The sequence below is a fragment of the Oleiphilus sp. HI0117 genome (assembly GCF_001635235.1).
In genome coordinates this window covers 1-12709 of the sequence record NZ_LWGA01001348.1, presented here as the reverse complement: position 1 = coordinate 12709, position 12709 = coordinate 1, and the positions used below count along the sequence as shown (strand labels likewise).

The following is a 12709-nucleotide window of genomic DNA, read 5'->3' as shown; positions in this document are numbered from 1 at the left end:
CACGCACTTTACTGGATTTATGTAAAGAACCTGATGCGATGACTCATCCAGACGGCATGCAAATTAAGATTACGCGTCAAGAAATAGGGCGAATAGTTGGCTGTTCTCGTGAAATGGTTGGACGTGTACTCAAGACCCTTGAGGATCAGGGATTAGTTCAGGTTAAGGGTAAAACTATGGTGGTTTACGGTACGCGTTAACTCTTTAGGTTTTCCCATTTTGTTTAAGAAAAAGCAGGCTTAGCCTGCTTTTTTTGTTTGGGCTGTGGGTAATATACCTATTCTATATTTTGTTGGTAGAAGGTTTAATTCAAATAGCAATGTAAATAGTGGTTGACCTTCGGTCTGGATTCCGATGGAATATGCTTATAAGGTGAATGTGACCCGTGACCCTTTAATTATATGGTCGGGCTTTCTTGTCTCGGCACCTGTGATAAGTTTGTTCGGTTAGTAGTCAGTGATCATAAAAGGATTTAAGTGATGACATGGAATTCGACCCGCTTGCAATTAGACAAAGCCTTCTTGTTTGTTAGTGATGATTCTTTAGCATGTTCTTCTGCGCGACGTGTAGCTAAATTTAAAGGCCTGCGTATACAAAGTGCAAACTCTATTCAATCAGCTATTTCCTTTTTGGAACATAAACCCGCTGATTATTTTCTGGTTGTGATGGATGAGGAGAGCGCCAGCTTTTCGGCATATTCATTTTTAAACGAAGCTGATCAGCGTTGGCCTCATATCAAGGTTGTTTCGACTAGTAGCTTTATCGATAGCGGTGAACTCTTATCAAAGACTCCAAAAAATCTGGAGCTGGATGCTGTGTTGAGCTGCTTATTGAGTAAAGCCTGTGAGGAGCTTTTGAGTGAGAATAGCTGTATTCAGCAGGTTATAGATGACCGCTTGGCTGTTCTGAAAAAGGGGATTGAAAAAGCGCAATTAAGCAAACAGCATCGAGAACAATTGGTGTTATTTCCAGCAGAGTATTTGGCTGTATGTGAGCGAGGTTGGCTGCACTCCAAGCGTTATATGGACGAGGTATGTATTCGGGATAGCGAGCAATTCAAGCGTTTTCTAAGCCAGAGAATAATAGCGGCAGTTAAAAGAGTTTATGCTAGAGAAGTTGAGACAGCGATGAATAGTAATTTTCGTTTGTCTAAGTTGCTGCGTCAGTTCGGTATCAAGAGCGAAAAACGATTTGATCGCAATATTGAAAGTAATGAGGCTGCAATGGTGTTGATGCTTGCGACCCTTAAAGATTATTACTCCATTTTAGGTTATGACATTAAAGACATGGTTCAGCCTCAAAGAGAGTGTATTCACTTTGATCTTGGAGGGCGATTTACATATAACGATTACTTTAACCCCTTACTATCAAGTGTTGAGCGTGGTGCAGAATTAGCTTGCTTAAAACTAGAGTTTTTCATGTTGGCGAAGGCGTCAAATCTACGAGCAGAAATTAGTTATGACGAAACCTATTCGCTTTGTCTGGTTTGTTAGGAGTGAAGGTGCACGTTAAGGTAATCTCTACCGATCAGGTCTTGCTCGATACGCTAAGAATATCTCTAGATGTATTGCTGGGGTGCGAATTTGAGACGTTCAACCAAATATCTCCTGAGCTTGAACAGCAGCTTCTATTAGCGGGAAGCGAGAGCATTCTTCTCGTCGATGCAGGAATCCCAGGGGTTGATTATTGGGCTTTGGTTGGCTGGCTCGGTAGACAGTTCAAAGGCCAGGTGATTATCCTAACCAGTCCAAACTCTTATAACTTGAGCGCAGCAAAAATGATGCGCCTGGGGTGTTATGCCGTTTTGGATAAAAATAAGGGCTTCGCTCCTTGTTGGAGTGCGATTATATCCGCAGCCCAGGGGGATACGTTTATTGAGGGGGATAGTCCTTTTGCACAGCTCAGCTCCTCTGATCAGGAGCTTGCTAGAGAACTGTTAATTTACGATGTTAATCAATTATCTGAAATGAAGGGAATCTCCCAGCAAGCTATTAATAAAAAGAAATTGGCGATATATAACAAGCTCAGTATATGCTCTGTTCCAAATGATAAGGCCTTCCGCGTACTGGCCAAGTTATTTCAGTATCACTAGACTATTTTTTTGAAAAGGTTGTAGCTACAACTATTCACACCCAAAAATTGCTTATAACATTAGTTCCAGATAAGACGTTCTTCACGCAGTAAAGGGATTTAGCTTTGCCTTACGCAAGGGATACGCCGCGGAAGAGTTTATGCTAGCGAACTAGCCTTATCTATCATGAGGAGTCGAGGGATGCTGCTTAGCGAGTATTATTATTCTTTCAGTGGCATTTGGCTGTTAACTTCGTGAACAAGCGGGTAGGGCTCAAGGATGAGCATCTGTGATGAGGGTTTATCAACCTACCAAGAGGTCAGCAAGACTTCAGCTTGGGTAGCGGGGAGTAGTGCGCAAGGAAGCACACTGCTCCCCGCTTTTTAATTGATTAGCGCTGTCTGTCAGGTAACGATTATCTTTTGCCCACTAGCAACGACTTTTTCTGAGCGAGGGCGCTTTGGCGTATCAATGGCTCTTAATGCTGCCGGCCGTTCGTATATTGCTTTTACCCACCTTTCCAAGTTTGGATAGCTATCGATTTCAACACCCGACCAGTTGTGGGTTCGAACCCAAGCCCAGTTTGCGATATCTGCAATGCTGTAATTGTTTACCAGGTACTCATGTTCACTTAAGTGAGAGTCAAGTACTCCAAACAAACGCTTTACCTCGTTATGATAACGGTCAATAGCTGCGGGGATTTTTTCTGGAAAGTAGCGAAAGAAAACATTTGCTTGCCCCATCATTGGACCAATTCCGCCCATTTGGAACATTAGCCACTGATTTATAAGCGCGCGCTCGTTAGGTGTATGTGCGTAAAAATTTCCCGACTTTTCGGCTAGGTAGATCAGGATGGCCCCCGATTCGAAAAGAGTAAAACCTTCGTTGTCGTGATCAATAATCGCCGGTATTCGCCCATTCGGGTTAATAGCGATATACTCGGGCGTTTTTTGTTCACCCTTAGATAGGTCAACAGTGATTACTTTGTAAGGAATATTCATTTCCTCTAACGCAATGCTAATCTTGTGTCCGTTAGGGGTTGGTGATGTATATAGATCAATCATATATGTACCTAGGCTTTAGCCGATGGGCGAGAGGAAACTTCTTTATACCAGCGCAGAAGGTGAACTTGTTCTTTGTCTATAGATATCTGATTCACTCGATTAAAGTCCATTGTGCAGAGTGCGGTAATATCAGCAATGCTGAATGTGTCACCGGCAAGAAATGTATTGTGCTCTAAATGCTTATTCAGGTGTGTCATAAATTTTCTAACATGAGTGGCACACTCGGCTCCCCATTCCTTAATTGGATTCATTCTGTCTTTAAAGTAGCCGCTTGAGTGTTGAAAGCACATACCTGTTGGCATCAGAAAGTAAAACTCCGCCCAACGTTGCCACATTTCTATTTGAGCCTTTTCGAAAGCAGTTTCACCCATTAGAGGCTTCTCTGGATATAGCTCTTCAAAGTATCGACAGATGGCGACGGACTCAGAAATTGTTTGGCCATTATCGAGCTCTAGAACCGGAACTTTAGCCAATGGATTTTTTTGTTTGAATTCTGAGTTTAGGTTTTCTCCTTTTTGAAGGTCGATCTCAATGAACTCTATGTCCGTAATCCCTTTTTCAGCTAAGAAAATTCGGACTCTGCGCGGGTTCGGTGCGATTCTCATCTCATATATTTTCATAGGGTTTTTCCTTATTCGTTATTGGTCGGGATTTAGTAATTTTTCTAACTGATCGTTTAGAATGGTATTTTTTTCTAAACGACCGGTCAAGAATAATCTATAATTAGTTTTTATTAGTACATTCATTGAGAAAGGCATATGGGTCGTAAGTTAGCATTTGATGCGGATAGAGTGTTGCATAAAGCAATGAAGCTTTTCTGGCTTAAGGGTTATGAAGCAACGTCTATGCAAGACTTGGTAGATGAGCTTGGGATTAACCGCTTTAGTGTCTACAATACCTTTGGTGATAAGAAAGAAATATTCATAAAGGTCTTAATGCATTATAGGAAGACTGTTCTAGCTTATTTGTTAGCGCCGCTTAAGAGTGATAAGCCTGCAAGGCAGCGTTTAGATGATTATTTTGTTTTGCTTTTGGAGCAGCTTCAGTCTGAAGCGGGTTCGTTAGGATGTATGATGCAGAATACTGGCTTAAGCCAGATTTCAAAAGACGCCGATGTGAGGTCGGTTCTAAAGCTGCTGGTCGATGATCTTCGTGATGCTATTTTTAATGCAATAAATGAAATACAAAGAGAGCAGCCAGCTACAATGAGAAGTGAGGATATGACTGCATTTGTGCTCTGCCAGCTTCAAGGGATGATTGTCTGGCGCAGAGCTGTTAACTCTAAAGCGCAGATTGAAGGGCAGATGCAAATACTAAGAAATACGGTCGCTGCCTGGTAAGGTGGTTTCTAACGAGGCGTTAGGATTGTGTTACCTCGAGAAGTCCAGTCGGATAGGTAAATACTGCCCGCGGAGCGGCTTTCGTCATAATGATCGCCACTAAGATTTTCTATTTTTAGTAGGTCTACATGAAGGTTACGTGAAATAGAAATTGAGTCACCACTTAGTTGCTTCATTTCATGCTGAAAATTCTTCGGTTTATAATTTATTTCACTGGTGGTGGTAAAGCTTTGTGCGGCACCGCTGACAACTGAATTATCTTCAATAGTTAATGTTTCAGTTGGCGAAGCTATATCATTACTAGCTTGAGTGGTAGCCAGTCCACCGTCTTCAATTTTCTTCAGCTCGTGGGATGCAAAATCTTGTGTATCTTCTGCTTCATTGTATGAATTTTTCCCGTTAGAGTTCGTTGCTTCGTCATCTTCGCTATCGACGGTTAAGCCTGCAGCAGGCGAGCCGTATATGTCCAAAACAGAGATGCCGGCAATGGCAGAGACGTCGTCCATGTCTGACTCGCTCATTGCCAAAGATTGATAAGTGGCAATAGTGCTCTTTTCTTGAGAATTAATTGGCTGCGAAGCAAGTGACTTACTTGCTATCAACATTAAGGGCAGAGAAATACTAAGAATAAGCGGAGCTTTCATTTCAACAAGACACACAACATAGTAAAGCTAAAAAAATATTCCATTCGAACATATCGCTGCAGATCAATTGCGGCTGGTTACAAATAATACAGTTTTAAGTCCTATATGTACATTTAATAATGTGAATATTATTCACGTTATGCTTGTTGTTTATTTTACTAAACTCAATTAACGCTATTGCTAATGAGGGTCTAAACTTAGAGTCATGTGTAAAGACGGCTTATTTTTGGCGGTGATTCGCGTGCCAGGATTGGCTTTCTTAGAGAATAATAATATTTAGTGTCCTAAGGAGTGCTCTATGTTGGATGATTCTGATCCAATTGAAACCTCGGAATGGTTAGAAGCTATTCAGTCTGTAATCGATAATGAAGGTATGGAGCGAGCGGAGTATTTGCTTGCTTTACTATCTGAGAAGGCTCGCAAGTTAGGTGGTGAGTTACCATATTCAGTGACGACGCCGTATTGCAACTCAATTCCTACTGACCAAGAAGCTCGGATGCCCGGCGATTTGTTTATGGAACGTAGGATTCGCTCTCTTATTCGCTGGAATGCAATGGCGATGGTACTCAGGGCAAATAAACGGCCGGGGGAACTAGGTGGACATATATCCTCGTTTTCTTCGAGTGCGACACTTTACGATGTTGGCTTTAATCACTTCTTTCACGCGGGAAATGATAAGCGCGAAGCGGATCTTATATATATTCAAGGGCATACTTCGCCAGGTATCTATGCTCGTTCCTTTATCGAGGGGCGGCTTTCTAGAGAGCAAATGGATAATTATCGAAATGAAGTAGATGGAAATGGTTTGCCATCATATCCTCACCCCTGGTTAATGCCTGATTATTGGCAGTTCCCAACGGTATCTATGGGCTTAGGGCCCTTACAAGCCATCTATCAAGCGCATGTGATGAAGTACTTACATAGTCGAGAGCTTACTGATAAAAGCAATCGAAAAGTCTGGTGCTTTGTAGGCGATGGCGAGACAGATGAGCCTGAGACGCTTGGCTCCATAGCTCTAGCAGGGCGAGAAAAACTCGATAACCTGATATTTGTCGTGAACTGTAACCTTCAAAGGTTGGATGGGCCTGTTAGAGGAAACGGTAAAATTATTCAAGAACTTGAAGGGGTATTCCGCGGCGCAGGGTGGAATGTTATCAAGGTTATTTGGGGACGGATGTGGGACCCTCTGTTTGATCAAGATACTGATGGCTCGATGCAGCGCGCGATGGATGAAGTGGTTGATGGCGAGATGCAAAACTTTAAGTCAAATGGTGCGGCTTATACGAGGAAGCACTTCTTTGGTCGCTATCCGGAGCTTGCCAAGTTAGCTGAGCAATTGAGTGATCGGGATATTGAGCAACTTAATCGTGGCGGGCATGATCCTTACAAGGTTTATGCTGCGTATCATAAGGCGGTTAATCATAAAGGTCAGCCGACCGTTATTCTGGCGCACACGATCAAAGGTTATGGCTTTGGTAAGGTTGGTGAAGGAACAAACAGTACTCACTCGCTGAAGAAACTTGATGTCGAAACACTTAAGGCATTCCGTGACCGGTTTGGGGTGCCTGTCAGCGATGACGATATAGAATCAATCCCTTACTATCAGCCATCAGCAGACAGCCCTGAAGCTGTCTATATGAAAAAACGCCGAGAGGAACTAGGTGGATTCTATCCAAAACGGCGTGCCCAGAGTCAGCCTTTGGTGACGCCTGACTTGAGTTTTTTCAAGAATCAACTAGAGGGCAGTGGTGAGAGAGAAATCTCAACTACCATGGCCTTTGTTAGAATGCTTTCGTCCTTAACTAAGGACAAGCGTATCGGTAAGCGCGTCGTGCCAATCGTGCCGGATGAAGCGAGAACCTTTGGTATGGAGGGAATGTTTCGTCAACTTGGCATCTATACCTCTGAAGGTCAAAAATACGTGCCGAATGATAGTGATCAGGTGATGTACTATCGTGAAGATCAAGGTGGACAGATTCTGGAAGAGGGGATTAATGAAGCGGGTGCAATGGCTGCATGGATGGCCTGCGCAACCTCATATAGCACTCATGATTACCCGCTCATACCGTTCTATATTTACTACTCAATGTTTGGGTTTCAACGTGTTGGGGACTTAGCGTGGGCGGCGGGCGATATGCGTTCTCGCGGCTTTCTTGTTGGTGGAACTGCAGGTCGAACAACGCTCAACGGAGAAGGGCTGCAGCATCAAGATGGACATAGTCATATTATGGCAGGAACGATACCGAACTGTATCGCTTATGACCCCGCCTATGCCTGTGAATTAGCGGTGATTATTCAAGATGGTTTACGTCGTATGTATCAGGAGAATGAAGACGTTTATTACTATTTGAGTATTATGAATGAAAACTATAAACAGCCTGCTTTGGTCAAAGACTCCGAAGAGGGAATCCTGAGAGGGATGTACTTATTCGATACCCTTAAACCTAAGGGGCGAGGAAAGAAACTCAGCGTTCAGTTAATGGGTAGTGGTGCCATATTAAATGAAGTTAGAGTTGCTGCCGAAATCTTGCGTGATGAATATAACATCGCAAGTGATATTTGGAGTGTCACTAGTTTTAATGAATTGGCGCGAGATGGCATGAAGACCGTTCGTTGGAATATGTTGAACCCGGATAAAAAGAAAAAAGTAAGCTATGTCGAAACTTGCTTGGGTGAACGTGAAGGACCAGTGGTGGCATCGACTGACTATATCCGCCTTTATGGCGAGCAGATTCGAGCATACTTACCGAAGCGCTATACGGTTCTGGGGACTGATGGTTTTGGCCGGAGTGATACTCGGCAGAAATTAAGACAGTTTTTTGAAATTGATCGACACTATGTCGTGGTGGCGGCTTTGAGTGCACTTTCTGAAGAAGGGAAGGTTGAAGCGAAGGTAGTGCTAGATGCGATGCGCAAATTCGGTATTGACCGAAATTGTCTAAGTCCAACTCAACGATAACCAGGAGACGATGATGAATTCGATAGAAGTCAAAGTCCCCAATGTCGGAGTTGAGGGCGAAGTAGAGGTTGTAGAGGTCTGTGTATCTCCTGGTGATGAAATTGAGGTCGACAGCTCACTTATTGTATTGGAATCGGATAAGGCGACCGTTGAGGTACCCAGTCCATGTGCGGGGAAGGTTGAATCAGTTTCTTTGACAGTAGGAGACAAAGTCAGTGAAGGTTCCTTGGTACTGGTGATGGAACCCTCTGAGGGGAACGCTCAGCTTGAGGAATCAGCTTCGGAAGAGAAGAGTCCGGGCGAAACACCGCAAAGTGAGCTTGTTCAGGTAGCTGTACCGGATTTAGGCGGAAGTGAATCGGTTGAAGTCATTGAGGTCTTGGTTGAAGTAGGTGATGCCTTAGAGTGTGATCAGGCGATGATTGTGCTGGAGTCTGATAAAGCAACCATGGAGATACCTTGCTCTGAGTCGGGTATTTTGCAAACGCTTAATATCAAAGTTGGAGACAAGGTTTCCAAAGGTGATATTATTGCAGAGCTCAAGGTTGAAGGTGGTTCATCAGCAGCGAATGCTAACGAAGAAATCAGCAAGCCTAGCAATGAAAATAAGCCCAAACCTGAGCATGACACTGATGCCCGGGAAGAGACAATCGTAAGTGAGGATGATGCGCCTGCGGTGCTGCCTCAGATTTCAGGAAGCAAGGTTCATGCAGGTCCTGCAGTTCGTAAATTTGCGAGAGAGCATGGAGTTGAGTTGTCTCGAGTAAAGGGTTCCGGGCCTCGAAGTAGAATTCTGAAAGAGGACTTAAGGAAATATATAAAGTCTCAGGTCCAGGCTGCGCAAAGTGGTAACCAAGGGGGGCTAGGTCTTCCTGAAATTGCTTTGCCTGACTTCTCAATATTTGGAGAAGTTGAAATCCAGCAGATGGATAAACTTCAGCGCCTTACTGCTAAGAATATGCAGGCCAGTTGGCTAACGGTTCCGCATGTTACGCAGTTTGATGAGGCGGACATTACAGACCTTGAGGCTTTTCGAAAAGGCCACAAAGCACAGGCTGAGAGTCGCGGCGTAAAGCTGACACCGGTAGCCTTCATTATAAAAGCGTGCGCTTATGCTTTGCAGCAGCTACCGCAGTTCAATGTTTCACTCGATATAAAAAACGAGAAAATTGTACGTAAGAAATATATACACATCGGCTTGGCAGTAGATACGCCTGCTGGCTTGGTTGTTCCGGTTATTCGCAATGTCGACCAAAAAAGCCTTTGGGATATTGCCCAGGAATGCCAGTCTTTGGCAGCCAAAGCGAAAGACAGAAAGTTGTCGCCAGCGGATATGCAGGGGGCATGTTTTACTATTTCTAGTTTAGGTGGTGTGGGCGGTACCGCCTTTACACCAATTGTAAATACACCGGAAGTGGCGATCTTAGGGGTATCGAAAGCGCAAATGAAACCGGTTTGGGATGGCGGTGAAGCCTTCAAACCACGCTTAATGTTGCCACTGTCTTTATCTTATGATCATCGAGCAGTTAACGGAGCCGATGCTGCGCGTTTCACAACTTTATTGTCACAGGTGCTAGGTGACTTGCGAGAGTTGTTATTGTAGGAAAAATTGTACAGAATGCGGGCAGTCATTAAATAATAAATTCAATAAATAGCTGTAGGCTGTCAATTAATTAGAGTAACTTCCATAATGGAATTTAAGACCCAGTTCATAAGCCGAGAAGATAGACGTATCGCTCGGCAATCTTTAAGCGGGAAGCACGGTTTCCAGGCGATGATTCGTCTGGAGCATAAAAGCCTCTCGGTTTCCCTCACAGACTTCTCAAGTTTGGGCTTTGCTATCTCGGTTTCAAAAGAGCATGCTGATGTTCTGAAAGTGGGAGGGAAAATAGAAGTATTAGTAAGCCCCTTGATACACCACGAGTACCTGATTAAAGGGCTTATTATAGACCGGCAGCCCATCAGGCAGGGGCAGGTAAAAATTGCGGCGGTCATTGAGCACGAACAGAGCAGTAAGCACGACCGTTTCCATCCTATCCACTTAAGTGCCGAACAAAGCCTAAAAGGACAAATGGTTCACCCTTTTGTCTACAAACAAAACGCCTATTTTGAGGTGGAGAGTTTGTCTCGCAATGGCTTCTATGCAAGCGGGATTCACACAGAGTTTACCTTGTTTGAAGGTATGGAGCTGAAGTATAGCTTGGGTTCGATTCAAGAGCTTCAGAATGTCGTCGGTAAGGTGTCCAACGTTTCGTTAACGGATCAGAATAAAATTAGATGCTTTATTGAAACGCCCTCACTTTCGTATTTGGCAGAAGACGAGCTGGCTCAGCATTGCTTCCATTTTGCACAGAAGACGCCGCGAGACATTAGTCGAGCGGGTATGAATGCCCAGCATATTCAAGAGCTGGTTCAGTATCGTTTTGTTGAAACTCAGGCGGAGTACGAAGCCGTCTTGAAATTGCGTCGCAAGTCATACGCGAGTATGGGGATGTGTAACAAAGATGACCCTATTGCACGCTTTGCTATGCAGCAGGATGCTTATGGTCGGATATTGATTGCTTTTCATAATGAGCGCGTAATCGGTAGTGCTTTGCTGGTATTTGGTGAGCGAGGTGAGAAGCCATTTGAGCTTGACCAGTTATTACCAAAGAGCCTTTTTGCAAAGCTGCCTCAATATGAAGAGCTTATGGAAATTACCGCGATATGTATTGAAAAGTACTATCAGGACACCGACGTTCTGCATGGTGTGTTTGAAAATATGTACCGTGAAGGCTTGTCGGCGGGTAAGAAGTACGTAATGGTTTCGAGTCTCGATGATTGGGTCTATCGATACAAGAAAATGGGCTTTAAAGGTACTGGTCTAGTGCTCGATCACCCTAAAAAGCCAGATGTTCAATTGAATGTAATGCTTTTGAATAAAGACACGGGTAAGTCAGGTAAAGGAATGAATCCGGTTCGCTGGTGGGTAGTTTGGGGGCATGTCAGCCTGCACCTATATCAGCGTCGAATCATAGAGTATACGCTGTTACAAAAGTGTCGAGTGCACTTCAATCGTGGACTGTTTGAATTGAATAGAGCTTTTCGAAATGGTAAACGTTGGTTTCGCTAGAGGTCGCTTATTTGAGGAGTTTAGCTGACTGAGTGTGAGGCTTGTGAGAGAGGAAAAATTCAACCCCGGAACGGGGTTGAATGAGGAATTCTTACTATGCAGGGTTTACATTTTCAGCCTGAGGGCCCTTCTGGCCAGAGCCTTCTGTAAATGTAACTGCTTGGCCTTCTGCCAAAGTTTTAAAACCGTCGCCTTGAATATTGCTGAAGTGAACAAACAAGTCTGGTCCATTCTCACGCTGAATAAAACCAAAGCCTTTTGATTCATTGAACCATTTAACGGTTCCTGAAAGTGTTTCTGACATTATCTAACCTTTTCCATTTTAATTTACTATTCAATGAGTACTCTGTAATAACTTTATAGGGGTTACCTGAGAGGCTCATATTGCTGTTTGAATTACCTATTTGAAGGGCTCTTCATCCTTTTTATAACTTGGGACAGAAACCAGCTCTTGCGAATATTTTCAAACTCAAGTTCAAGTGTAGTCAAGGATTGGGCTTTGAACAAAGAACAATGCAGAAAAAATTAACAAATATGACCTAATCTAGGAATAAGGTGTGAGATAGGTTTATTTGGCTGCCTTAGAACGACTTTTCCGGGCTTTTTCGAAGATATCTACGGTTGTGTTGTTTGTAATATGCCCTATAATGCTGCCAACATTATAGGTGTACTATAAATATCAAATGAGAGTAGGTGCACTATAAATATTAAATGAGAGATGAGGTGTTAAGTGAATAAGCTAATCAAAGTGTTGCTATCAACTGTAATGACTATGGCAGTCGTGTTCTCTGTTAATGCAGCAATGGATGAAGACTCTATTCGTGATCGATTGAAGCCGGTCGGTAAAGTATGTGTTGAAGGTGATGACTGTGGTACAGCTGCTGCAGCCGTAGCGTCAGGGCCTAAAAGCGCAAAAGAAATCTATGACACTTCATGTGCAGCATGTCACGGTACTGGTGCGATGGGCGCTCCGAAATTTGGTGATGCAGCGACTTGGGCTGATCGTTCTGCAAAAGGTGTGGATGCTTTGATCGCTAATGCTATTTCTGGTGTAAACGCGATGCCTCCTAAAGGTACATGTATGTCTTGCTCTGATGACGAGATTGCTGCGACAGTTAACTATATTCTTGAAAACAGTAAGTAAGTTATTAATTAGCAATAACTAGAACTGCTGTTAGACACAAAAAAACCGGACTAGATTTCTCTAAGTCCGGTTTTTTTGTGTCTGCAATTTACTTAGCTTCTATCTCTATCACGGCTTCGATTAGCCTTTCCTTTACGGTCTGGCTTGCTTCCGCTACGTCGATTTGAGCGAGGCTTAGTGTTTCGCTTATTAGGGCTAGGCCTTAAAGAGCCTTCGTCAACTTCATTCATAGAGAAGTTACGCAGATTGATTGGCTTGTTCGCGACACGAGCTGCTTTAAGTAAAGATAAAACCGACTTAGGCATGCCGTCAGGTAAGTCTACCGTACTGAAGTTGTTGTATATCTCAATTTGTCCGATGTATTCGCTATCTAAA

General features: G+C 43.5%; 13 protein-coding genes. 8 read left to right on the top strand and 5 right to left on the bottom strand.

All coding sequences use genetic code 11. The annotated features are described in order from the left end of the window. The 3 genes from A3757_RS25430 to A3757_RS23245 form a co-directional block, all read left to right on the top strand. Positions 1 to 200: helix-turn-helix domain-containing protein (locus A3757_RS25430; protein WP_156506515.1), on the top strand; the 200-nt coding region annotated here is incomplete at its 5' end. Positions 201 to 479: 279 nt separating this feature from the next. After that, entirely contained in the window at positions 480 to 1493 is a 1014-nt protein-coding gene (locus A3757_RS23250) for a hypothetical protein (RefSeq protein WP_068512552.1), read from the top strand. A gap of 8 nt (positions 1494 to 1501) precedes the next feature. Beyond that, positions 1502 to 2092, top strand: coding sequence for a hypothetical protein (locus A3757_RS23245; protein ID WP_068554562.1), 591 nt, complete (start codon positions 1502 to 1504; stop codon positions 2090 to 2092). A 383-nt stretch (positions 2093 to 2475) separates the two neighbouring features. Here A3757_RS23245 and A3757_RS23240 read toward each other — a convergent pair whose 3' ends face one another. Further along, positions 2476 to 3135 carry a glutathione S-transferase family protein gene (locus A3757_RS23240; RefSeq protein WP_068554564.1) on the bottom strand — a complete coding sequence of 220 codons (660 nt, stop codon included), beginning with the start codon at positions 3133 to 3135 and terminating at the stop codon, positions 2476 to 2478. A gap of 8 nt (positions 3136 to 3143) precedes the next feature. Continuing rightward, on the bottom strand, positions 3144 to 3755 hold the full coding sequence (locus A3757_RS23235; RefSeq protein WP_068554566.1) for a glutathione S-transferase family protein: 612 nt from the start codon (positions 3753 to 3755) through the stop codon (positions 3144 to 3146). A gap of 138 nt (positions 3756 to 3893) precedes the next feature. Between A3757_RS23235 and A3757_RS23230 the strand changes: the two genes are divergently transcribed. Next, entirely contained in the window at positions 3894 to 4475 is a 582-nt protein-coding gene (locus A3757_RS23230) for a TetR/AcrR family transcriptional regulator (RefSeq protein WP_068554852.1), read from the top strand. Between the two features lie 8 nt (positions 4476 to 4483). Here the strand turns inward: A3757_RS23230 and A3757_RS23225 are convergent, their stop codons facing one another. Continuing rightward, positions 4484 to 5119 (bottom strand): hypothetical protein, encoded by a 636-nt coding sequence (locus A3757_RS23225; protein WP_068750064.1) that lies wholly within the window; start codon positions 5117 to 5119, stop codon positions 4484 to 4486. A 298-nt stretch (positions 5120 to 5417) separates the two neighbouring features. Here A3757_RS23225 and aceE point away from each other — a divergent pair, with 298 nt between their 5' ends. The 3 genes from aceE to A3757_RS23210 all read left to right on the top strand — a co-directional run bounded on the left by aceE (position 5418) and on the right by A3757_RS23210 (position 11190). Continuing rightward, complete coding sequence (aceE, locus tag A3757_RS23220; protein ID WP_068554856.1) at positions 5418 to 8078, top strand: pyruvate dehydrogenase (acetyl-transferring), homodimeric type; 2661 nt, start codon at positions 5418 to 5420, stop codon at positions 8076 to 8078. 10 nt (positions 8079 to 8088) lie between these two features. Beyond that, positions 8089 to 9681, top strand: coding sequence for a dihydrolipoyllysine-residue acetyltransferase (gene aceF / locus A3757_RS23215; RefSeq protein WP_231872189.1), 1593 nt, complete (start codon positions 8089 to 8091; stop codon positions 9679 to 9681). Between the two features lie 87 nt (positions 9682 to 9768). Beyond that, on the top strand, positions 9769 to 11190 hold the full coding sequence (locus tag A3757_RS23210; RefSeq protein ID WP_068554858.1) for a hypothetical protein: 1422 nt from the start codon (positions 9769 to 9771) through the stop codon (positions 11188 to 11190). Between the two features lie 94 nt (positions 11191 to 11284). On the opposite strand, the gene A3757_RS23205 is transcribed toward A3757_RS23210, so the two are convergent. Continuing rightward, positions 11285 to 11494, bottom strand: coding sequence for a cold-shock protein (locus A3757_RS23205; RefSeq protein WP_068511735.1), 210 nt, complete (start codon positions 11492 to 11494; stop codon positions 11285 to 11287). 426 nt (positions 11495 to 11920) lie between these two features. Between A3757_RS23205 and A3757_RS23200 the strand changes: the two genes are divergently transcribed. After that, a complete protein-coding gene (locus tag A3757_RS23200; RefSeq protein ID WP_231872168.1) occupies positions 11921 to 12334 on the top strand; it encodes a cytochrome c5 family protein in 414 nt (137 codons plus the stop codon). Positions 12335 to 12426: 92 nt separating this feature from the next. On the opposite strand, the gene A3757_RS23195 is transcribed toward A3757_RS23200, so the two are convergent. Then, positions 12427 to 12709 (bottom strand): DbpA RNA binding domain-containing protein (locus tag A3757_RS23195; RefSeq protein ID WP_197470258.1); only part of this gene is annotated, 283 nt, incomplete at its 5' end.

Excerpts from the sequence above, each read along its gene's own strand:
- A3757_RS23250 (WP_068512552.1), top strand. The coding sequence starts at position 480 with ATGACATGGAATTCGACCCGCTTGCAATTAGACAAAGCCTTCTTGTTT.
- A3757_RS23240 (WP_068554564.1), bottom strand. The coding sequence starts at position 3,135 with ATGATTGATCTATATACATCACCAACCCCTAACGGACACAAGATTAGC.
- A3757_RS23235 (WP_068554566.1), bottom strand. The coding sequence starts at position 3,755 with ATGAAAATATATGAGATGAGAATCGCACCGAACCCGCGCAGAGTCCGA.
- A3757_RS23230 (WP_068554852.1), top strand. The coding sequence starts at position 3,894 with ATGGGTCGTAAGTTAGCATTTGATGCGGATAGAGTGTTGCATAAAGCA.
- A3757_RS23225 (WP_068750064.1), bottom strand. The coding sequence starts at position 5,119 with ATGAAAGCTCCGCTTATTCTTAGTATTTCTCTGCCCTTAATGTTGATA.
- aceE (WP_068554856.1), top strand. The coding sequence starts at position 5,418 with ATGTTGGATGATTCTGATCCAATTGAAACCTCGGAATGGTTAGAAGCT.
- aceF (WP_231872189.1), top strand. The coding sequence starts at position 8,089 with ATGATGAATTCGATAGAAGTCAAAGTCCCCAATGTCGGAGTTGAGGGC.
- A3757_RS23210 (WP_068554858.1), top strand. The coding sequence starts at position 9,769 with ATGGAATTTAAGACCCAGTTCATAAGCCGAGAAGATAGACGTATCGCT.
- A3757_RS23205 (WP_068511735.1), bottom strand. The coding sequence starts at position 11,494 with ATGTCAGAAACACTTTCAGGAACCGTTAAATGGTTCAATGAATCAAAA.